Source organism: Psychroflexus planctonicus (genome assembly GCF_014640195.1).
Classification (GTDB): domain Bacteria; phylum Bacteroidota; class Bacteroidia; order Flavobacteriales; family Flavobacteriaceae; genus Psychroflexus; species Psychroflexus planctonicus.
Genome location: NZ_BMGM01000010.1, coordinates 19,262 through 42,099, shown reverse-complemented (window position 1 = coordinate 42,099; position 22,838 = coordinate 19,262). Strand labels below are relative to the sequence as shown.

Below are 22,838 nucleotides of genomic sequence, written 5' to 3'. Positions count from 1 at the left end.
CCCTATGCAATACTTAGTTTTTTTTATACTTCTACTTTCTTTTCATTTCTCAGATGCGCAGTCAATATCAGATTGCAATTGTGATATAACTATTACTTCTAATCAAGCACTGCCTAACAATATTTCAGATAAAACAATATGTATAACAGGTGCTTATACCTATACGCATAATATTCAGTTGAAAAACAATACTGAGTTATGCATCGGAGAAGATATTATTCTTACAGGAGGTGTTTCTGGAAATTGGGGAGATCATAAAACCATTAAAAACTACGGTGCATTTGTTCCTAATAATCCAACTGTTAATGCATTAGCCAATGTAGATTTTTTCAATTATGGTGAAACTACTGCCAACATTAATTTTAATCAAGGCGATGCTAAAGTGCTTTACAATTACGGAATTTACAATACAAACACTATTGATTTCCGCTCAGGTTCCTTCTTCAATTATAATGATGCTACATTTAATATTTTAAATTCAGCTGTTTTTGGCTCCAGCATCAATTTCACTAATAACGGAGAAATAAATACAACTCAAAATTTAACCTTTGAATCTAATCTAAACATAGGAGGAAATTACACAGTTGGTGGTAACGCTACTTTTAATTCATCAAATCTATATCTAGAAAATGCTTACTTTGATGTTACAGGAAATGTAAATATTTGGGGGAATGTGCATTTACAAACCAATGCCAGCAACCAATGTAGCGAAATTTATTTTACAAACATCAATCAATGGCATGGTCAAATAACTGCTAATCATGGCTTTTTGACTATGACAAGTTTTCCAAATGCACAAAATGTTACCGGAAATGTGAGTACAACTCCATGTGGAGCATCTACTTCAGAAACAATATGGTTAGGAAACAATACTGATTTTAATCAACTGCAAAATTGGTCAAATGGTTTGCCTACAGATCAGAAAAATGTAATTATACCTGAAACTGATAAGAACCCAGAATTAGCATCAGGAAATTTCGAAATGTTAGATCTTACAATTGAAGAAAATTCAAGTTTACAAATTACTAATGAAGCCAGTCTTACTATTATTGGAGACCTAGAAATCAATGGAAACTTAGATGCTGAAGAAGGTAATTTTGAGTTTGCATCAACCAAAACACAAAGCATACTTGTAAATGGCAATGCCAATATGTTTTCTTTGGTAGTTTCTTCTGGTAAAAGTGTAAGCATTTCTGGAAGTAATCATTTAAATTTACATTACTTACTTTCTCTGCAAAACAATTCAGATTTCATAACCAACGATAAACTAACATTAAAATGTAAGTTTTTAACCAATAATCCGTACTTAGAAGCCTTTCAAGTTGGTCAAGTAGGTCAAACTTCTGGGAATATTATTGGCAATGTTTTAGTTGAACAATGTTATATAGGTAGAAGAGCTTTTCGCATGCTCGGATCTTCCGTGAATACCGTAGGAAGCATAAGAGAAAATTGGCAAGAAAATGCAAATGCTTACAACCATAACCCCAATCCTGGATATGGAACGCACATTACCGGAGTTGGAAACAATCCAGATGCATACAACGGATTTGATTGGCAACCTTCAGGTAATCCATCTATGTTTTTTTTCGATAATATAAATCAATCTTGGAGTACAATTCCAAATACAACATCAAATTTAGAAGCAGGACAGCCTTATAGATTAATGTTACGTGGAAGTAGAAGTGTAGATGTTACTGTTAATTCAGCAGCACCAAATAGAACCATATTAAGAGCTTTTGGTAATTTACACCAAGGAGATAAGCTAATTACAGATTTATCTTCAGTTTCTGACGATTTTAACTTGGTAGCTAATCCATACCAATCTGTGGTAGACTTAGTGCAAGTCTATGCCGATTCAGATAACATTTTACCATATTTTGTTATTTGGGATCCAACATTGGGAAGTCGAGGAGCTTTTGCTGCTATTAATTTGAATACCTTAGAAATTAGTAATAACAATTCTGAAATATCAAGATTTCTTTTGCCACAGCAGGCAGGTTATTTTATTACTGAAGATGATGGCGATGCTGAAATTATTTTTAAGGAGTCGCATAAAAATCCAAGTAAAACTGTTCCTGTTGTTTTGGCTGAAAACCAACACCCGTTTATTCAAGCCAATGTGTTTTCTGAAACTTTATACCAACAAAATCAAAAATCTTCAGATGGTTTGCATATCTCCTTTACTCAAAATGGGAGTGATGGCCTAGATCATAATGATGCGCTTAAAATGTCTAATCTTGATGAAAATATGGCAAGATTTCATCAAGGTCAGTTAGTTAGTATTGAAAGTAGAAGTATTCCTGAAACCTATACAGAGTTGCCGCTTTACATTGATACGTATACTACAGATAAATATATTTTTGAAATTGAAACAGGAAATTTTACAGGTTATGAATTATTTTTAAAAGACAAGTATACACAAGAACAAATTGCATTAGCCAACGGCATAAATACAATTGAAGTAGATGTAGACCAAAATGTAAATGCTAGTATTGCTTTCAACAGGTTTAGTTTAATTGTGAACCCAGTTTCATTAAGTACTGATGCAGATGAAATTACAGATTTCTCAATTTATCCCAACCCCATTTCAGGAAACCGTTTGCAAATACATTCGCAAATCTTATCAGGTGAAGATGTGGCTGTACATTTTTATAATACACTAGGAAAAATAGCAAAGACAATACACACTCAGTTTGATGCATCAGGAAAAGTAGACTTAACTAATTTGAATATGAGTTCTGGTTTGTACATTGTAAAGATTGAATCAAATTCAGGGAAACACATTACTACTAAAGTCATTAAGGAGTAAATTGTACCAATTTGAGAAATTAATCTCGAATCCTGTAGTTTTTTTAACCTTATGAAATCTGCTGTTGGTCAGATACCTCAACAGACATATTGAAACATTAAAAATACCAATCGGTATTAAATAATGTTTACTTCTGCTTCTAGTTGTATGTTAAATACTTGCTGAACTTTATACTGTATAGCTTTTGCTAAATTTTGTATATCTTCTCCAGTTGCTTCTCCGTAATTCACCAAAACTAAGGCTTGCTTTTTATGAACACCCGCATCACCCTTTGTCATTCCTTTAAATCCGCAGCTTTCTATTAGCCAGCCAGCGGGAATTTTATAAGTGCCATCGGGCAACTCATAAAATGGCATTTCAGGATGTGTTGTATATACTTTCTTAAAAAAAGCAGCATCTACAACTGGATTTTTAAAGAAGCTACCTGAATTTCCAATTTTACGAGGATCTGGAAGTTTAGATTGCCTAATTTGTATAATTGCTTCAGAAATATCTTTAATGCTAGGGTTACCAATTTTATGCTGTTTTAGTTCAGCCTGTATTGCTCCGTAGCTTGTTTTTAAACTGTGTTTTTTAGTTGTAAGTTCAAAACAAACAGACGTAATGATAAACTGATTTTTATAAGCATTTTTGAATATAGAATCGCGATAGCCAAACTTACAGTCTTCTTTTGTAAAAGTGACTTCTTCAAGAGTTTGTTTGTGAATTGCTTTACAAGAAACAAAGCTATCTTTTAACTCTACGCCGTAAGCACCAATATTTTGGATTGGAGAAGTACCAACATAACCAGGTATTAAAGATAAATTTTCTAAACCTCCATAATTTTTTTCAATACACCACAGTACAAAAGCATGCCAGTTTTCACCAGCTTTTGCTTCCACCAAGACATGGTTTTTTTGTTCTTTTATAACTTTTATTCCTTTTATCTGAATATGCAAAACGGTAGCTTCAACATTTTTCGTGAGCAAAATGTTACTGCCACCGCTAAGCACAAAAAGTTCTTCAGCATAAAAACGCTTTAAAATATGTTTTAATTCATCTTCAGAATTAATTGCGATGTATTGCTTTGCTTTTACATCTAGACCAAAGGTGTTGAATTCCTTTAACGAAGCGTTTTTTTCTATTTGCATTTAATTAGGATAAGATTGCAAAGCTAATTTAAGAATATGAATTGATTTTAAAATGATTTCTTTTTCTAACACATAAGCAATTCTTATTTGATTTCTCCCTGTATCCGGGGTTGAATAAAAACCGGCTGCGGGTGCTACCATGATGGTTTCTCCATTCACTTCAAATTCAGATAAAAGCCATTTTGCAAAATCTTCGGTGTCTTCTACAGGAAGTTCTACCGTACAATAAAATGCTCCTTTTGGAACAGCTACTTTTACACCTTTAATGCTTTTTAAGCCTTCAACCAAAGTATTTCTTCGATCTACATATTCTGCAATTACATTGTCAAAATATTCATCTTCTGTGTCTAGAGCAGCTTCAGCAGCAATTTGAGCAAAAGTAGGTGGGCTTAATCTAGCTTGAGCAAACTTCATAGCGTTAACAATCAATTCTTTATTTTTAGAAGCAATGCAACCAATTCTAGCTCCACACATGCTGTATCGCTTAGAAACGGAATCAATCATAATAGCATGTTCTGCTAAACGTTCAACTTGCATAATGGAGTAATGTTTTACACCATCATAAGCAAATTCTCTGTATACTTCGTCTGCAAGGATAAAAATATCGTGCTTTAAAGCTAAATCGGCTAATTGTTCAATCTCATCTTGAGTGTATAAATAACCCGTTGGATTTCCTGGATTACAAATTAAAATAGCTTTGGTATTTTCATTGATGAGCTTTTCAAATTCGGCAATGGGTGGCAATGCAAAATTATCTTCTAATTTAGATTGTACCGCACGAACTCGAACTCCAGATGCTGTGGCAAAACCGTTATAATTAGCATAAAATGGTTCTGGAATAATCACTTCGTCACCTGGATCAGTTATACAACCCATTGCAAAAAGCAAGGCTTCAGAACCACCAGTTGTTATCAAAATCTCATCAGGATGTAAAGGAATTTGATTTTTTTTATAATATTCAGATAGTTTATTTAAGTAACTTTCAAAACCTTGAGAAGGACTATAAGATAAAATATCAAGCCTGTTGTTTTTAACTGCATTTAATGCAACTTCTGGAGTCTTTATATCAGGTTGCCCTATATTTAAGAAATGTATATTTTTTCCTGCTTTTCTAGCAATGTCTGCATAAGGCATCAATTTTCTAATTGGTGACTCTGGCATAGCTAGCCCTTTTTGAGATATTTTTGGCATTGTATTTTATTTTTCGCAAAAATGCAAAATATATGTTACATAAGTGGCTTCAAATAATCGATTTAATAAGGATTTATTACTTTTAACTAATGTATAAATTAGGAAGTATTCTTTTATTTTTAATTTTCAGTTTAACGCTGAATGCTCAAAATGATACGGGTTTTAGGTTTAAAGATCCAGACCAACGAAGCGAGAAAATTAAATTTGAGCTAGTCAATAATTTAATTATTGTGCCCGTTAAACTCAATGGGGTAGAGCTTACTTTTTTACTAGATTCTGGTGTAGATAAAACATTATTAATTGCATTGGGTACTGGAGATAGTTTGGATCTAAAAAAAGCTCAAAAAGTAAAAATACGCGGTTTAGGTTCTAAAGATAGCTTTGAAGCATTTCAGTCTATAGGAAATACACTAGAAATTAACGATGCAATAAACATAAACCAAGAAGTATATTTTATTATTGATAAAAATAATGAATTAGCAAAAAGACTCGGACTACCTGTAAACGGAATAATTGGGTACGATTTTTTTAAAGATTTTATTGTTCGAATCAATTACAAAACCAAATATATCAAGCTCTACAATCCCGATAAATTCAATAGAAAACTACGGCGCTACGATCAGCTTCCTTTACAATTTTATAAAAATAAACCTTATGCAACGCTTAAAGTAGAAGATGAATCTATATCCAAGTCCAATTTAACTTTTTTGATAGATACGGGTTCAGGCTCCAGTTTTTGGTTTCTTGAAAATGAACATATCAGCGAACCTGAATTGTATTTTCAAGATATTTTAGGATATGGATTGAGCTCAATTATTGAAGGAAAAAGATCTAAAGTAAAAAAAGTATTTTTTGGTAAGTATGAATTTGAAGAGCCCAATTCAGCTTATCCAGATGTTCAACAAATCCTTGAAATTGAAAAAAATGTGGTTAGGGATGGAACAGTTGGAGCTGAAGTACTTCGACGCTTTAAATTATTCTTCGATTATCCTAATAAACGCATTTATTTCCGCCCAAATATATATTTCGATGATTCATTTAATTACGACATGAGTGGCATTGTATTTGACTATGATGGCGTGAAAATAGTCAAAGAGTTGAAGAATGTGAGAATGAAAACCAAGTCTGATTCGGATGAAATTAGCTACAACAACACCAACGATTTTATTATGAGCATAGGTGTAAAACCAAAAGTTGTGGTAAAAGCAATCCGAGATCAATCGCCAGCAAAAGATGTTGATATTTTACCAGGCGACGAACTTTTAACAATCAACGGAAAAAATGCTTACGATTTAAGTTTAGAACAAATCCAGTCTATTTTAGCTGAAAAAGAAGGGAATAAAGTAAAGTTGGAATTTCTAAGAAACAACAAGAATATCGAAAAGGAAATATATCTGAGAGATCGTTTAAAAGATTTACTGAATAATTCTGAAAACTAAAGCCTAAGTTTTTTCACTTTAATGGCATTAATGGTATTTTTGCGGCTTAAATAATTTTTACATGCCCATAGCTGCAAAATATTCGCCTAGAGAAGTTGAAGAAAAATGGTATCAATATTGGTTGGAAAACAAATTTTTCCATTCCAAACCTAACGAAAAACCATCCTATACCATTGTCATTCCACCACCGAATGTTACTGGGGTTTTGCACATGGGACACATGTTAAACAACACCATTCAGGATGTTTTAATTCGTAGAGCAAGACTCAAAGGCTTTAACGCTTGTTGGGTTCCAGGCACAGATCATGCATCTATTGCTACGGAAGCCAAAGTAGTAGCTAAGTTGAAAGAGGAAGGAATCAACAAAGCTGAAATTTCTAGAGAAGACTTTTTAAAACACGCTTGGGATTGGACTGAAAACTATGGTGGGCAAATTTTAAACCAGCTGCAAAAACTAGGCGCTTCCTGCGATTGGGATCGGGTGAAGTTTACCATGGATCAGGATTTATATGAATCGGTAATCAATACCTTTATCGATTTGCATAACAAAGGAAAAATTTACCGTGGTTACCGAATGGTGAACTGGGATCCGCAAGCCAAAACTACACTTTCTGATGAAGAATTGGTGTACCAAGAAAAACAAGGAAAATTATACCATATTCAGTACCAAATTGAAGGAACTGAGGAACACTTAACCATAGCTACAACTCGACCAGAAACCTTGTTTGGCGATACCGCCATTTGCATTCATCCCGAAGATGAACGCTATCAGCACCTGAAAGGAAAACGCGCCATTGTACCTGTGGTTAATAGAAGCATTCCTATTATTGAAGATGAATATGTTGATGTAGAATTTGGAACGGGTTGCTTAAAAGTAACGCCTGCACATGACGAAAATGACAAGATGTTAGGCGATAAGCATCAATTAGAAGTGATTGATATTTTTAATGATGATGCTAGTCTGAATCACTTTGGTATGCATTACCAAGGCAAAGATCGTTTTGAAGCTAGAAAACTTTTTGCACAAGAATTAGAACAAAAAGGATATTTAGTAAAAGTTGAAAACCACATCAACAAAGTGGGAACATCAGAAAGAACGGGAGCCGTTATCGAACCCAAACTTTCTGATCAGTGGTTTTTGAACATGCAAGATTTAGCAAAACCAGCTTTAGATGCGGTACTGAAAACTGAAGAAATTAAATTGTTTCCAAAGAAATTTGAAAATACCTACCGCAACTGGTTAGAGAATGTTCGTGATTGGAATATATCTAGGCAACTGTGGTGGGGACATCGCATTCCTGCCTATTATATTGGTGAAGGCAAAAACGATTTTGTAGTGGCTAAAAATGCAGAAGAAGCCTTGGAATTAGCCATTCAAAAAACAGGGAATCCAACATTAAGTCATGCCGATATTCATCAAGATGAAGATGTATTGGATACTTGGTTTTCTTCATGGTTGTGGCCAATGAGTGTTTTTGATGGTATTCGCAATCCAGAAAATGAAGAATTCAACTACTATTATCCAACCAAAGATTTGGTAACGGGTCCAGATATTTTGTTTTTCTGGGTGGCTAGAATGATCATGGCAGGTTATGAATATACTGGCAAAAAGCCATTCGATAATGTATATTTAACTGGAATTGTAAGAGACAAACAACGCCGAAAAATGTCTAAGTCGCTCGGAAATTCTCCCGATGCACTCAAGTTGATGGAAGAATTTGGAGCTGATGGTGTTCGTGTTGGATTATTGTTGAGTAGCGCCGCAGGAAACGATTTGCTGTTTGATGAAGCACTTTGCCAACAAGGAAAAGCCTTTGCCAACAAACTTTGGAATGCCTTTAGGTTAATTCAAGGTTGGGAAGTTTCTGAAAACGAAATGCAACCCGAACATTCAAAAATTGCTTTGCATTGGTACGAAACAAAATTGCAATCTACTTTAGTTGAAATTGAAGACCACTTCAGTAAATATCGTATTTCTGATGCTTTAATGGCAACTTACAAACTGGTTTGGGACGATTTCTGTTCATGGTTATTAGAAATTGTAAAGCCAGCTTACCAACAACCCATCGATCAACAAACTCTAAAACAAGTGCTTGATTTGTTAGAAAGCAATTTGAAATTGTTGCACCCATTCATGCCATTTATTACAGAAGAAATATGGCATAATATTGCAGAAAGAGATCCAAAAGAAGCTTTAGTGGTTTCCGAATGGCCAATTCAAAAGGAATTTGATGTGACTTTTTTGAAGGATTTTGAAACCACCAAAGAAGTAATCAGCGGAGTTAGAAACATCCGAAAAGAGAAAAACATCGCTTTTAAAGATGCTATTGACTTAAAGATGATCAACAATGAAGCATTTTCAAATCAATTTGATGGCGTTATCCAAAAGCTTTGTAATTTAAATTCTATTGAAGTAGTTCAAGATAGTGTAGAAGGTGCTTTTTCATTTCGAGTGCAAGCCAACGAATATTTTATTCCCATGGACGGCGCTATTGATGTAGAAGCAGAAAAGGAAAAACTACAAACCGAATTGGTTTACTTGCAAGGCTTTTTAAAATCGGTTGAAAAGAAACTTTCCAATGAGAAGTTTGTGAACAATGCTCCAGAAAAAGTAGTTGCCATTGAGAAACAAAAACAAGCAGACGCTTTGGCAAAAATAGAAACTATTGAAGCAAGTTTAAAAGCGCTCTAAACTAAGAATTAGGCAGGGTAAATTTATTAGAACTCTCCATTTAACTGTTGCTTAGCAAGAGTTATATAGCTAATTTTTGCTTCGCGTTGAGAAATTGATTTTATTTGGAATAATGCATTTGCTTTAAATGCATTTACTAACTCTTCACCATTTTCTGGTTGATGAATAACCTGTAGGTTATTATCATTAGTTGCGTGTTTATAATAGGAGTAAAAATGAAGTAATACATCTTGTGGGAACTTCTTTTTGGTTTTACCCACTTTAGTATACGCCTTTAAAAAGACGTTTTCTAATTCTTCGTCTGTAAGTTCTTTGTAATTCACAATTATAATTCAGATATAATGGTTTCCGCACCGCGGACTTTTTGACCAATCTTTACTTTTACTTCAGATCCTGTTGGTAAAAACACATCTACTCGAGAACCAAATTTAATAAATCCACTGTCAGCACCTTGTGTTACAACTTGCCCAGCAGCTGCGTAATTCACAATGCGTTTTGCTACAGCACCAGCTATCTGGCGGTACAATATTTCTCCAAATTTAGGAGCATCTACAACTACCGTTGTACGTTCGTTTTCTTCAGAAGACTTTGGATGCCATGCTACTAAATATTTTCCTTTGTGGTACATGCTGTATTTAACATTTCCGCTCACAGGATATCTAGTAACATGAACGTTTATAGGAGACATAAATATAGAAACCAATAAACGCTTATCTTTAAAATATTCTTTTTCTTCAACTTTTTCAATAGCAACAACTTTACCATCTACTGGGGCAACTACGTAATTTTCATTTTCAGTAACACCGCGTTTCGGATTTCTAAAAAACTGTGCAACTAGAATAAATAGAATAGAAGATATTCCAAATACAACATAAATAATCCAATCTATTGTGGTTAAGTAACTTGTAATTAAGTTTATTGCTAATAATAGTATTAGCGAAACACCAAGTATTTTAAAACCTTCCTTATGAAACATATTCTATAATTAATAAAAACGTATATACAAATGTAATAGAAAAAATGGTACTATCCATTCTATCAAAAACACCACCGTGACCAGGCATGATGCTGCCGCTATCTTTTACGTTGGCAACACGTTTAAATTTAGATTGAACTAAATCGCCTAAACTACCAAAAACACTCACTAATAGGGCAATTCCCAGCCAAATAATAGTCGAGTATATGTTTAAAATTTTATAAATAATAAAACTAAAAATTAATGTCATAATTACGCCTCCAAAAAAACCTTCCATTGTTTTTTTAGGAGATACACGTTCAAATAATTTATTTTTCCCAATATTTTTCCCGATTAAATATGCAAAAGAGTCGTTTGTCCAAACTAAAACAAAAAAACTAATGAATAGATAAGGTTGATATTCGCCACCAACAGTTGGCAACAAGCAAAGAAATAAAAATGATGGAACAATAAATAACCAAGAAATAAGTGGTTTTTTATCTGAAATGATCACGAAATCTTTTTTGGAAAATAAGTCTTTCAACAGTAGCACTTTGATTAATAAAACCAGCGGAATTAAAAAATAAACATAACTAAAGTAGCTTCTAAAGCTTGCTAGACTATACAATAATGCTGCTAATAGTAAATATCCTATCAGGTTTTTGAATTTTAGTAAACGTTGTACTTCGTAAATTGATGCAATTCCTAGAATCAGGAAAACCAGTATGAGTGATTTCTCACCCAAAAGTGCAGCACCTATAATTAAAAACATGTAAACTACACCGGCAAGTGAGCGTTTAAGCGTTTCATTCATTCCTTATAAATCTTCAAGTAGAAGCAAATATAAGTTTTTTGAAGGACTACCATAGCTCATAAAATCAGATTCTACTTTGCCTTCAAAAGTTTTCATTGTAGTAATGTTGCTAGGTATTTCGCTTTTCTTACGTTTAATGAGTTGTAAACCTTCGCCAATTGTTTCAAGTAGCTGGCTTGTAGTAGCTATTACTATAAAGTTGTAGGGTAAATCGTTTAATTTTTTTTCACCTATTTGGTCAGAATTAACCAGCAAAGCACCAGTATTAGCAATTAAATATTCGGTTGTAGTAAGAAAGTAATCTGCGTCTAACGGACGAGTAAGTGAATTTTTGATTTGAAAACGCTTCAATAAATCTGAAGATTTAGCAAATACATTTTCTTTTTTCCAGTTATTCTCGTTTAATATTTGTTTGAATGTAGACTGCAATTCGTTTTCATCTTCACAATACAGGAATTTGCCACCGTTTTCTTTGAAATTATTCATAAACATCTCATCAATAGGTAGGCTTTTTTCAGGCATGAACTTACTTTCGTCTGGATCTTTACGTAAAGTGTTCTTGTCTTTTTTATCCGATATACCTAAAAGACGTTTTAAAAAACTCATATATTAATTGTTACTTCCAAAAATATAAAATTCAAATTGAGTTGCTTATATGATTATTCAAAAATTAATTTTGATTATTTATGGCTTGTATCTTTGTTATTGTTCGATGATTCATTTTGATCATCTTTTTTTGTTTCTTCATTAGAATCTGAATCCTGATGATCATTTTTTTCATGATTATCTTCACTTTTTAATTCTTCTGAAGGTTTTTCTTTAACTACTGTTTTTCCATTTCTTTCAGACATTTTTGGTTTTTTGAAAGGCCTTTTGCCAAAAATATCTTCCATGTCGTCTTTAAAGATAACTTCTTTCTCTAAAAGAATATCTGCCAATTTATGCAACTTATCTATGTTTTCTGTAAGAATTTGGATTGCACGATGATATTGCGCTTCAATTAAAGTTGAAATTTCTTTATCGATCAGTTCAGATGTCTTTTCACTGTATGGTTTTGTGAAATTAGGATCTTGATTTTGAGAATCGTAGTAAGTTAAATTACCTACTTTTTCATTTAAGCCATAAATGGTAACCATAGCTCTAGCTTGTTTTGTTACCTTTTCTAAATCGCTTAAAGCACCGGTAGAAATTTTATCAAAAACTACTTTCTCTGCAGCTCTACCACCCATGGTTGCACACATTTCGTCTAGCATTTGTTCTGTGCGGACAATTAATCTTTCTTCAGGTAAATACCAAGCTGCACCTAAAGATTGGCCACGTGGTACAATAGTTACTTTTACCAATGGAGCCGCATGTTCTAACAACCAACTTACTGTGGCATGACCTGCTTCATGATAGGCGATGGCTTTTTTCTCTTCCATCGTCATGATTTTATTTTTCTTTTCTAAACCACCAATTATTCGGTCTACTGCATCTAAGAAGTCTTGTTTTCCTACGGCGGTGTGTTCGTTTCTGGCAGCTATCAAAGCAGCTTCATTACATACATTGGCAATATCTGCACCAGAAAAGCCAGGTGTTTGTTTTGCCAAGAAATCTGTGTCTAACTCGTCTGCTACTTTCTTTAAAGGTCTTAAATGTACTTCAAAGATTTCTTTTCTTTCATTTAAATCGGGTAAGTCAACATAAATTTGTCTATCAAACCTACCTGCTCTTACTAAAGCTTTATCTAATACGTCTGCTCGGTTAGTTGCCGCCAAAACAATTACATTTGTTTTGCTCCCAAATCCGTCCATTTCCGTTAAAAGTTGGTTTAGTGTATTTTCTCTTTCATCGTTAGATCCAGAGAAATTGCTTTTTCCACGAGCACGACCAATTGCATCAATTTCATCAATGAAGATAATAGATGGAGATTTTTCTTTTGCTTGTTTAAAAAGGTCTCTAACACGAGAAGCACCAACACCAACAAACATTTCTACAAAGTCTGAACCAGACAAAGAGAAAAATGGCACTCCAGCTTCACCAGCAACGGCTTTTGCTAACAAGGTTTTACCTGTTCCTGGAGGACCAACTAATATTGCTCCTTTTGGAATTTTACCACCCAAGTTGGTGTATTTATCAGGATATTTTAGAAAATCTACAATTTCTTGCACTTCATCTTTGGCGCCTTCTAATCCAGCTACATCCTTAAATGAAGTTTTAATATCTGTTTTTTCATCAAAGAGTTTAGCCTTCGATTTTCCGATGTTGAATATTTGGCCACCTGCGCCACCACCTGCGCCACCGCTCATTCTTTTCATTATGAAAATCCAAATAGCAATTATGACTACAAATGGCAATAATCCAATTAAAATATCTCCCCAGAAATTTTCTTTGGTTTCGTAGCGAGGGTTCAACTGAATATCGTTTTCTCTTTTGATTTGATTAATCTTATTTTCAAAATTCTGTAAATCTCCAAATTCAAACTTATAGTCAGGACTTTGCCCACTAAAAGATTCGTTTTCGGAAACCGATTGATGTTCTGTTTTTTCTTTTGCTTCTTCGGTTAAAAATACTTCAGCAATACGTGTATTTTTGTAAATAATTAATCGTTCAACATCACCATTTCTAAGAAAATTTTCAAATTCACTCGGACTGGTTTCCGCAACTTTATTAAAACTGTTTCCGCCAAAGAATTGAACAGCAATAAATAGAACAATTATACCAACGTAAATCCAATACGAATTGAATTTTGGTTTTTTAGGACCATTTCCACGTGGGTTTTTACTTTGTTTTGGGTTATTTTTATTTGTCTTTTTTGTCATGTTTAGTTTTCCACCAAATTAATAATCAGTTTCAATTTGAGTTAGTTTTGCATCTCCCCAAAGGCTTTCAATATCATAGTGTTCGCGTATTTGCTTTTGGAATACGTGTACAATAATATTTACATAATCTACCAACACCCATTCTGAGTTGGATTGTCCTTCAATGTTCCAAGGTTTTTCTTGTAAATCTTTACTCACTGTTTTTCTTATAGATGTAACAATAGCATCTACTTGTGTGTTAGATGTGCCAGTACAAATTATAAAATAATCGCAAATGGTATTTTCAATTTCGCGGAGGTCTAAAATACTAATGTCTTTACCTTTAACATCTTCAATACCTTTAATAATTAGGGAAATTTGTTGGTCAGGGTTAATTTTATTCAATGCTAAGCTTTATATTTATTAGTTTTATGCAAATTTAGCTTTTTTTAGTCTTTTAATTAGCCACTTAACAAAACATTTATTGCTGTAAACAACATGGAGTTTCAAGTATTATCAATTATTCAAACAGAATCTACTAATAATTATGCTCGGCAGCTATTACATGAAGGCCACATAACTACTAATTTTTGCGTGCTCACTCCTAATCAAGTTGCTGGTAAAGGGCAACTTGGTGCTAGTTGGCAAAGCGATAAAGGACAAAATTTAACTTTCAGTTTGGTTCTACAAAATTTAAAATTAGATGTAAAAAATCAATTTAAATTAAGTGCTTTGGTTTCTTTAAATCTTATAAATGCTTTAAAAAACCTTGGCTTTTTTAAGGTTCAACTAAAATGGCCTAACGATATTATTTCTAACCGATATAAAATTGCAGGAATTTTAATTGAAACTATTATTCAAAATAGATTGGTAAATTCTGCAATTGTGGGTATTGGTTTAAATGTAAATCAAACCGAGTTTGTTGGTTTGCCGCAAGCATCTTCTCTAAAAAAAATAACGGGAATACATTACAATTTAGACGAAGTGCTGTATGCAATATTATCTGAAATGCAGAAAATCCCCATTCAGTTGAAAACCAGAAATACAACTGAAATATTTGAACGTTATCATGAACTTTTATTTAGAAAACAAAGTGCTTCTATGTTTCAATTTCCAGACGGAAGAAAACTCCCCGGAATCATACAAGGTGTAAAAACCAATGGAAGTCTACGCGTTCTTTTTGAAGATGAACAAGAAGAAAGTTTTGATGTAAAAGAAATTAAACTTTTGTACTAACCAATTAGTTAAATCGCTTTTCTAAATTTTCGCTTAAACTTTTTATGAATTTTTGAATAGGAGATTTAATCATCATGCTCATCATGGCATTAAATTCACCTTCAAATAAAAGTTGTAATTCAGATGTAGATCCATCTACTTCTTGAATATCTGCAATTAATTTAAATGGAAGTTTTTCACTCTTGGCTCCCAAAATAATTTTACTAGCTTCGGTTTTTTCCTTTAAAGTAAGTTTTAAAACAGGCATTCCTTTCAATTGAAAAAGGAAACTATTTTCGTCTAAACTTTCAAACTTTTCAATGCTTTCGGGCATTATTTTTTCAAAGTTTTTTACATCGGCTAAAAAATCAAAAACTTCTTTTTGTGTTTTATTTAATTTTACTTTTGGGCTTTCTAAATTCATTTTTTATGTGTTTGGATTCCAATCTGCTGGGTTTTTTCTCCAGTCCTGTAGAACTAAAAGTTCTTTTTTAAATAAATGACTATTCTCGAAGGCTTGATTAATCAGCGTTTCGTAATCGCTTAAGGTGTACAATTCAACTTTATCTTTTTCAAAGTTGTCTTTAGCTACATCAAATCCATAACTAAAAATAGCAAGCATCCCTTTTATGTTGGCGTTAGCTTCATCTTTTAGGGCTTTTACCGCATTTAGACTACTTTTCCCTGTACTGATTAAATCTTCAATAACCACAACATTTTGGTTTGCTTCAAGTTGACCTTCAATTTGGTTTTTTCTTCCGTGTTTTTTGGGTTCTGGTCTCACGTAAACAAAAGGCAATCCTAGCCAATGAGCTACCAATGTTCCAATACCTATTGCGCCAGTAGCAACGCCAGCAATTACATCGGGTTTGCCGTAGATTTTTTCAACTTGTTTAGCCAATTGTTCAGCTATGTAATTTCTAATTTTAGGGTGAGAAAGAATTATCCTGTTATCGCAATATATTGGAGACTTCCAACCGCTAGCCCATGTAAATGGTTCTTGTGGTTTCAATTTTATTGCGTTAATTTGTAATAATAATTCCGAGGTTTCTCGGCTGGTATGTTTATCGAAAATCATAACTGCAAATGTATAAAGTTTTTCTTAATGACCTTCCAATTATTTTGTCTACAAAGTCAAATTATGGAGAAAAGTACACTAATTTTCCAATTAAAAAGACAAACCTAAAGTGGTTAATTAGACAAATTAAACAAGGAGCAGTTTTATATGTAAACTTATATCATAAAAACGAAAAGAAACTTATTAAACACTTAAGGCGTAAGTTAAAAGTAATTACAGCAGCTGGTGGTTTGGTATATAATGATAAAGGGGAAGCCCTTTTTATCTACCGAAATGGAAAGTGGGATTTACCCAAAGGCGGTAAAAAGCGTTTTGAGAAAATTGAAGCAGCTGCAATTAGAGAAGTTGAAGAAGAAACAAAGGTGAAAAATCTTGAAATAGATCAGTTTTTGCAAGTAACTTACCATATCATGAAAAGAAAAGGGAAGTACAGGCTTAAAGAAACCTATTGGTATAAAATGAAAACTTCTTTTAAAGGAGAATTAGTGCCACAAAAAGAAGAAGGAATTACCAAAGTAAAGTGGAAAAATGCTGAAAAAACAGACAAAGCTTTACAAAAATCCTATGCCAATATTAGAGAACTATTTATAGACCAAACTATTCCAGAATCCGATATATAGGATAGCGATTGTGTGCTTTTTCGTAAAATTTGGAATGCTTATAAATCCAATTTAATTGGGCGTAGGCATTATTACCAAAAAGACTATCGTTTTTCTTTAGCGCTTCAAATTCAGTTTTCAATTTAGGATTTTCATTTAAAATTTTCGCAGCTTCATCTTCAAATACATATGGCGAAAAACCTTCTTTTTGTTGCAAAATAGCATCAAAGAAATTCCAATTAAAAAAGGAATCTACCGCTTTTGGCTCTAAGGTTTCAAGTAAATACCGGATGCCTGGCTGATTAGTATTTACCAAAACATCTCCTGATTTTACTTCAATTTTTTCAAGTTTATTTTTAACATCGGTATTATAATGTAGATAATGACCTTCATAAGGATTTGTTCTGGTTTCAAATTGGTCTATATAATACACTTCAGCAGCAAGAATACTGTCTTTTTGAAAAGTGTTCATTTTTATGTTATTCAATTTAAATAATTCGATGATATTATGATAGGCTTTTGGAATTACATAAGCTTTAGGAATTTCTACCGAAGCAGCAGGACTAAAATAATTATAGTATTTTACTGGATAGGTGATGGGTTTGTCTGTTTGGTATTTGAGTCTGTTTTTTCCTGTTACTTCACTAATTTCTTGAGTTGCTTCATAAGCTAAAAATGAGAATGTTTCATGTTTTGTAGTATCTACCTTAAAATTGAAATTGTAATTTTTTGCATTTAGGTATTTTTCAAAATTTTGAGCTCTTTTCAATTGAATTTCCTCTGCTTCGGCTGAACTTAATTCAATTACACTTTCCAACATTTCTAAAGTTGCATTTACTCTTTTTGGATATGGTTTTAGCATATGCGTTTCTATCATTAAACCAAGCGAATTCCACAAACTAGTGTAACCTGTAGAATACCTAGGTGTGTCTAGAAATTGAGTGAAACCCTTTTTGGGAGTCTGGTTAAATACATTTACATAAGGTGTAATACTTAGGTTTTTGCTTTGTAAGTTATCTTCTAATTTTGGAATAAAATCGGTACTGATATAAGCTCCCAAGTTGCCACCTAGTTGTTGAGACTGTGTAAACAAATGTGTGAGAATATATTGGTAATCTGCTCCGTTGCTTACGTGTGTGTCTATAAATACATCTGGATTTACTGTATGAAATATCTGATAAAAAGCCTTGCTGTTTTTGGAATCTGACTTTATAAAATCCCGATTTAAATCGTAGTTCAGTGCATTGCCTCTAAAACCATATTCTTCTGGACCATTTTGATTGGCTCTTGTAAATTTATTTCTGTTTAATGCTCCACCAATATTATAGATGGGTACAATGTTTAATTCTATTTCGTTTGGTAGTTTAAATTCTTTGTTGATTATTTTTTTTACAAGCAACATGCTAGCATCAATGCCGTCTGATTCCCCTGGATGGATTCCATTTAAAATTAAGATTTTTAAGGGATTTTTTATAGGTTTTTCTGGTTTAATGCTAACCAGTTGTAATTCTTCACCGCTATCTGTATTTTTAATTTTTTTTAACGAAACAGCATCAGCGAAAGCTGAAGCTTCACTGTAAAATTGAAGCACTTCTGCATAGTTAGATGTCTGTTTACCAGAAGATGCTTCAAAAGCTATTGGGAAGGTAAATTCAGATTTGTTTTTGCAGGAATGTAGAGATGATACTACTAACAGAATCAATATTTTATGATACATTTTCATTTTCGATTAAAAATATTTGTAGATTTGTTTGGTAATATTACTAAAACCATGAACATGAAAAAAATTACACTTATTTTATTTTTATTTTTTGGCTTTTTTGTTTCTGCTCAGGACATAACCATAACCCAAAATAATGATCCTAACAATGTAACCACTTCTGCTGTTGCATGTACAGTTGGGCCAGATCAAGTTAATGAAGATGAAGATTTATTTCTAGGAATGTATTTTGATAATTACTTTGCTAGAGCTTTTGATTTGGAAACGGACCACGATATAGAATCGGACTTTACTATTTCTTCTGTTGAAATTGGTCAAGGTACAGGAAGAAATACAACCATTACAGTTAGCTTATATACAGCCAACACTACGGATTTAACGAGTGAGGACTTAACGCTTGATTTAATTGCTAGTGAAGATGTTTTTATTATTTCTCAAGCTGACGAAACGGTGCTTTTTGTTCCTATTGACGCTGTAGTTCCCGCAGGTGAGATTTTAGTAATGGAAGTTTTTGTGCCCAACAGCGGGACAGAAACAGACGAAGAATTTTTCATGGGAGTTAATTCAGATGGACAAACTCAACCTTGCTATATAAAAGCTTCAAACTGTGGTGTAGATGATTACATGGATTCGGCAGGTATTGGTGGAGGACAACACTATTTGATGAATGTAATTGGGCAAGAAACTCTTTCAATTAATCAAGCTGAGTTAGAAAAAATTGAAGTTTTCCCGAATCCTGTTTCAGATGTAATTAATCTAGAATTACCCGCAGGTTTAATTCTTGAACAAGCTAGAATTACAGACATGAATGGGAAACAATTAGAAGCCAATTTTGTAGATGGAAAAATGAATGCTTCAGATTTAGCTGCAGGACAATATATTTTAACTCTACAAACAAGTGCGGGAAATTACAATCATAATATATTGAAAAAATAATACCAATTTGATTATACAATGTCCTTAAGAAAACGAAATTGCTTTTTTCTTATATGACGCTGTGAATTATTTGCATAGTCCTGAAGCTTCGGGAGAAATGATGAACAAGAAAATATAAGGGAAAATGAATGAGTTTAATAACGCCATTTTATGGTTAAATAAGTATAACACTAATTAAAATACACATAAGCTCGATGGAAACATCGGGCTTTTTTTATCACTTTTTTAATGCGAAGTTATTTTGAACAAATTACTTTTGGCGAAAAAAAGATGAGAAAGGGTATAAGCTTGGTAATTACTTTTTTATTTACAATATTTTCTTTTTCTCAAATTCAACAAGATACTACTCAAATTGAAGAAGTAGTTGTAAAATCCAGTACCCGACAAAAACAAATCCAGAACAATTCCAAACCTATACATTTAGTAAGTAAACAGGAAATATCCAGAATAGATCCAAGTATTATTACTCCTGTTTTAAATCGTGTTCCTGGTGTGTTTATGCAACAAGGTGCATTAAATACCAACAGAATTACAATCCGCGGTATTGGTGCGCGCTCACAATTTTCTACCAATCGGCTTAAAGCTTATTTAGATAACATACCGCTAACAAGTGCAAACGGAGAAACCACTTTAGATGATTTGGATATTGAAATTCTTGAACAAATTGAAATTACAAAAGGACCTAACAACACGCAATTTGGCGCTGATATTGGTGGAGTAATACAATTAAGTGCCAAAGAGATTTCAATTGATAAAAACTTTTCTAAATACACGAATTTGTTTGGAAGTTATGGGCTCCAAAAACATAGTATTCTAGCAGGACATAAGTCTGATAACAAACAAATACTAGTAAGTTATCACAATTTACAACAAGATGGTTTTAGAGAAAACAGCAATTACCAAAGAGAATCTTTAAATATAATTAGTGAATTATATGCTAACGAAAATACAAGTTTTGATTTTCTTAGTGTGCTAACCGATTTAAAAGCATTTATACCCAGTTCTATAACACAAGAAGATTTAGAAAATAATCCGAGTAATGCAGCTTCTAATTGGAATGCTGCTCAAGGATTTGAGTCGTATACGCGAGGTTTATTTGGTGTTACCTTAAATCAGAAAATCACAGATAATTTAAAAAATAAAACCAGTGTATTTACCAATTTTAAAAATGCTTACGAACCACGACCCTTTGATATTTTAGATGAAAACACTACGGGTTTAGGTTTGCGTTCTAATTTTGAATTACAGACCAAATTATTCAACAGAAATGCCAGCTTCAATTTTGGAACAGAATTAATGTATGAATGGCATGCTACTACCAATTACGATAATTTGTATCAGGAATTTCCAAACCAAGGCAGTGTACAAGGCGATTTGTTTTTCAATATAGATCAAGTACGGTTTTACCAAAATTATTTTGCTGAATTGAGTTACGAACTCACTCCAAAAATCAATTTAGAAACTGGTATAAGTTTAAATTCTACTTCCTTTCAAATAGAAGATCGTTTTTTAAATGATGGAATAGATCAAAGTAGTAAGCACCGTTACGAAACAGCCTTAAATCCAAGGCTTGGAATAAATTACGAAGTAGGTAGAAACAAATATTTGTATGCTAACATCAGCCGAGGTTTTGCTGTTCCAACAGTCGCAGAAAGTTTAACGCCTAGCGGAATTTTAAACACAGATTTATTACCAGAAAAAGCATGGAATTACGAGGTAGGCAGCAAATTGAATTTCTTTAATAATGCCTTGTATACAGAAGTGAATTTATATAGCTTACATGTAAATAATTTATTGGTAGCTCGCCGAACAGCCGAAGATCAATTTATTGGAATTAATGCGGGGAAAACCATACACAACGGAATTGAAAGTTTGATAAAAGGAAACATAAATAAAGGTAAAACACTTTGGCAACCTTATTTTTCGGGTAGCTTTAATTTCTTTGAATTTGATGATTTTGTAGATGAAGAAAACAATTTCAGTGGAAATGATTTAACGGGCGTTCCCGATATGATTATTAATGTAGGTCTAGATTTTGCTTGGAAAAATTTACAAGTTTTTTCCAATTGGAATTATGTAGGCGAAATTCCATTAAATGATGCAAACAGTTTGAGTTCTGCATCCTACCGATTAGTTAATTTGAAAGTGGCCTACACTTTTCAAATAGGTAGAAATTTTGATATTCAATTAAATGCGGGAGTAAACAATCTGCTAAATGAAAAATATGCAGCTAGTGTTTTGCCTAATGCAGTAGGATTTGGTAATTCACCTGCCCGATTTTTTTATCCGGGATTACCTAGAAATTACTTTTTTGGAGCACAGTTTAACTACGATTTTTGATAATACGCAAAGGCTTCATAAATTAACTCATTATCTACTTCTTGGTCTAGCGCACAATCTCCAATTTTGTTTAACAATACAAAATTAATTTGCGAGCCTGTATTTTTCTTATCGTATTTTAAAAGCTGAATAATTTCTTCAATATCTTGTTTCGTAAAATGTACTTTTTTGTAAACGGGCATGATGGCTTGAGTAATTCTATTTAGCTCTTCTTCATTTAATTGAAGTATTTTGAAGGAAATAAAACTCTCTAAAATCATTCCTATGGCAATGGCTTCACCATGCAAAAGTCTTTTTTTGCTTTCGTTTGCTAAAAAGTAAGACTCGATAGCATGTCCAAGTGTGTGACCAAAGTTGAGTGTTTTTCTAAGGTTGTTTTCAAAAGGATCGGCTTCAACAATATTCAATTTAATTTTAATAGAATCGTGAATAAGTTGTGCTAAAAAAGCAGCATCATAGTTTTGAAGCTTTTCAAAATAGCTAAAATAGCTTTCGCTATAAATTAAGCCGTGTTTAATCATCTCGGCAAGTCCGCTTCTGTATTCTTCCTGTGGTAGAGTTCTAAGAAAGTCGGTTATTACCAAAACCATTTTTGGCAAAACAATAGTGCCAACTTGGTTTTTTAAATGGCCTAAATCTATTCCATTTTTGCCGCCTAGAGCAGCATCAACCATGGCTAAAAGCGAAGTTGGTACATGAATGAAATCAATACCGCGTCTAAATGTACTTGCAATAAAACCACCTAAATCTGTAACTACGCCACCGCCTAAATTAATGATTAAACTTTTTCGATCTGCACCTAAATCGGATAAGGTTTTCCAAATTTCGTTACATACCGATAGTTTTTTATTTTCTTCTCCAGCTTCAATTTCTATAACTTCTAATGGGATTTGTATACTAAGGTTTTGCAAAAATTCTGTTAAGCAAGATTCATGTACATTACTATCAGTTAAAATAAATACAGATGAATAATTTGCATTTGCAATATGCTTGTTTACCGCGTGGTAGGATTCATTTTCAAAATAAATAGCGCATTCTTCTAATTGCAGTGGTTTCATTTAAAAAGGCTTCTGTTAATGTTGCTAAAATAAGGTGAATTATAACAAAAATATCCTAGTTCTATTAATATATTTGGAACGC

At 32.9% G+C, this 22,838-nt stretch carries 19 protein-coding genes; 7 read left to right on the top strand and 12 right to left on the bottom strand.

Annotated features, from left to right (window positions below):
- The first annotated feature begins 4 nt into the window (after window positions 1-4).
- On the top strand, window positions 5-2,809 hold the full coding sequence (locus IEV72_RS11015) for a T9SS type A sorting domain-containing protein (protein WP_188459172.1): 2,805 nt from the start codon (window positions 5-7) through the stop codon (window positions 2,807-2,809).
- Between the two features lie 116 nt (window positions 2,810-2,925).
- Here IEV72_RS11015 and murB read toward each other — a convergent pair whose 3' ends face one another.
- Window positions 2,926-3,939, bottom strand: a complete 1,014-nt coding sequence (gene murB / locus IEV72_RS11010) for a UDP-N-acetylmuramate dehydrogenase (protein ID WP_188459171.1) — start codon at window positions 3,937-3,939, stop codon at window positions 2,926-2,928.
- Window positions 3,940-5,130 carry a pyridoxal phosphate-dependent aminotransferase gene (locus IEV72_RS11005; RefSeq protein WP_188459170.1) on the bottom strand — a complete coding sequence of 397 codons (1,191 nt, stop codon included), beginning with the start codon at window positions 5,128-5,130 and terminating at the stop codon, window positions 3,940-3,942.
- Between the two features lie 89 nt (window positions 5,131-5,219).
- Here IEV72_RS11005 and IEV72_RS11000 point away from each other — a divergent pair, with 89 nt between their 5' ends.
- Together IEV72_RS11000 and IEV72_RS10995 are read left to right on the top strand one after the other, a co-directional pair.
- Window positions 5,220-6,569 carry an aspartyl protease family protein gene (locus IEV72_RS11000; protein WP_188459169.1) on the top strand — a complete coding sequence of 450 codons (1,350 nt, stop codon included), beginning with the start codon at window positions 5,220-5,222 and terminating at the stop codon, window positions 6,567-6,569.
- Between the two features lie 61 nt (window positions 6,570-6,630).
- Window positions 6,631-9,261 carry a valine--tRNA ligase gene (locus tag IEV72_RS10995; protein WP_188459168.1) on the top strand — a complete coding sequence of 877 codons (2,631 nt, stop codon included), beginning with the start codon at window positions 6,631-6,633 and terminating at the stop codon, window positions 9,259-9,261.
- Window positions 9,262-9,287: 26 nt separating this feature from the next.
- Here IEV72_RS10995 and IEV72_RS10990 read toward each other — a convergent pair whose 3' ends face one another.
- The 6 genes from IEV72_RS10990 to rsfS all read right to left on the bottom strand — a co-directional run bounded on the left by IEV72_RS10990 (window position 9,288) and on the right by rsfS (window position 14,215).
- Complete coding sequence (locus tag IEV72_RS10990) at window positions 9,288-9,584, bottom strand: acyl-CoA-binding protein (protein ID WP_188459167.1); 297 nt, start codon at window positions 9,582-9,584, stop codon at window positions 9,288-9,290.
- Between the two features lie 2 nt (window positions 9,585-9,586).
- A complete protein-coding gene (locus tag IEV72_RS10985) occupies window positions 9,587-10,237 on the bottom strand; it encodes a phosphatidylserine decarboxylase family protein (protein WP_188459166.1) in 651 nt (216 codons plus the stop codon).
- Complete coding sequence (locus tag IEV72_RS10980) at window positions 10,227-11,030, bottom strand: phosphatidate cytidylyltransferase (RefSeq protein ID WP_188459165.1); 804 nt, start codon at window positions 11,028-11,030, stop codon at window positions 10,227-10,229. Before IEV72_RS10980 ends, IEV72_RS10985 begins: the two co-directional genes overlap by 11 nt.
- Window positions 11,031-11,033: 3 nt before the next feature.
- The gene (locus IEV72_RS10975) at window positions 11,034-11,636 is read right to left on the bottom strand and encodes an LUD domain-containing protein (RefSeq protein WP_188459164.1); all 603 of its coding nucleotides are present in this window, start codon (window positions 11,634-11,636) and stop codon (window positions 11,034-11,036) included.
- 74 nt (window positions 11,637-11,710) lie between these two features.
- On the bottom strand, window positions 11,711-13,831 hold the full coding sequence (ftsH, locus tag IEV72_RS10970; RefSeq protein ID WP_188459163.1) for an ATP-dependent zinc metalloprotease FtsH: 2,121 nt from the start codon (window positions 13,829-13,831) through the stop codon (window positions 11,711-11,713).
- Window positions 13,832-13,849: 18 nt separating this feature from the next.
- On the bottom strand, window positions 13,850-14,215 hold the full coding sequence (rsfS, locus tag IEV72_RS10965) for a ribosome silencing factor (protein WP_188459162.1): 366 nt from the start codon (window positions 14,213-14,215) through the stop codon (window positions 13,850-13,852).
- A gap of 93 nt (window positions 14,216-14,308) precedes the next feature.
- Here rsfS and IEV72_RS10960 point away from each other — a divergent pair, with 93 nt between their 5' ends.
- Window positions 14,309-15,046, top strand: a complete 738-nt coding sequence (locus IEV72_RS10960) for a biotin--[acetyl-CoA-carboxylase] ligase (protein ID WP_188459161.1) — start codon at window positions 14,309-14,311, stop codon at window positions 15,044-15,046.
- A gap of 4 nt (window positions 15,047-15,050) precedes the next feature.
- On the opposite strand, the gene IEV72_RS10955 is transcribed toward IEV72_RS10960, so the two are convergent.
- A complete protein-coding gene (locus IEV72_RS10955; protein ID WP_188459160.1) occupies window positions 15,051-15,449 on the bottom strand; it encodes an SRPBCC family protein in 399 nt (132 codons plus the stop codon).
- A gap of 3 nt (window positions 15,450-15,452) precedes the next feature.
- The gene (gene pyrE, locus IEV72_RS10950) at window positions 15,453-16,103 is read right to left on the bottom strand and encodes an orotate phosphoribosyltransferase (RefSeq protein ID WP_188459159.1); all 651 of its coding nucleotides are present in this window, start codon (window positions 16,101-16,103) and stop codon (window positions 15,453-15,455) included.
- A gap of 8 nt (window positions 16,104-16,111) precedes the next feature.
- Here pyrE and IEV72_RS10945 point away from each other — a divergent pair, with 8 nt between their 5' ends.
- The gene (locus IEV72_RS10945; RefSeq protein ID WP_188459158.1) at window positions 16,112-16,723 is read left to right on the top strand and encodes an NUDIX hydrolase; all 612 of its coding nucleotides are present in this window, start codon (window positions 16,112-16,114) and stop codon (window positions 16,721-16,723) included.
- On the opposite strand, the gene IEV72_RS10940 is transcribed toward IEV72_RS10945, so the two are convergent.
- Window positions 16,701-18,419, bottom strand: coding sequence for a M14 family metallopeptidase (locus tag IEV72_RS10940; RefSeq protein WP_229731895.1), 1,719 nt, complete (start codon window positions 18,417-18,419; stop codon window positions 16,701-16,703). The two genes, IEV72_RS10945 and IEV72_RS10940, sit on opposite strands and share 23 nt — an antisense overlap.
- A gap of 60 nt (window positions 18,420-18,479) precedes the next feature.
- On the opposite strand from IEV72_RS10940, the gene IEV72_RS10935 reads away from it, so the two are divergent.
- Together IEV72_RS10935 and IEV72_RS10930 are read left to right on the top strand one after the other, a co-directional pair.
- On the top strand, window positions 18,480-19,358 hold the full coding sequence (locus IEV72_RS10935) for a T9SS type A sorting domain-containing protein (protein ID WP_188459156.1): 879 nt from the start codon (window positions 18,480-18,482) through the stop codon (window positions 19,356-19,358).
- Window positions 19,359-19,628: 270 nt separating this feature from the next.
- Window positions 19,629-21,698: a TonB-dependent receptor family protein gene (locus tag IEV72_RS10930; RefSeq protein ID WP_188459155.1), complete on the top strand. Its 2,070-nt coding sequence runs from the start codon at window positions 19,629-19,631 to the stop codon at window positions 21,696-21,698.
- Here the strand turns inward: IEV72_RS10930 and aroB are convergent.
- Window positions 21,686-22,756 (bottom strand): 3-dehydroquinate synthase, encoded by a 1,071-nt coding sequence (gene aroB / locus IEV72_RS10925; RefSeq protein ID WP_188459154.1) that lies wholly within the window; start codon window positions 22,754-22,756, stop codon window positions 21,686-21,688. The two genes, IEV72_RS10930 and aroB, sit on opposite strands and share 13 nt — an antisense overlap.
- Between the last annotated feature and the right edge of the window lie 82 nt (window positions 22,757-22,838).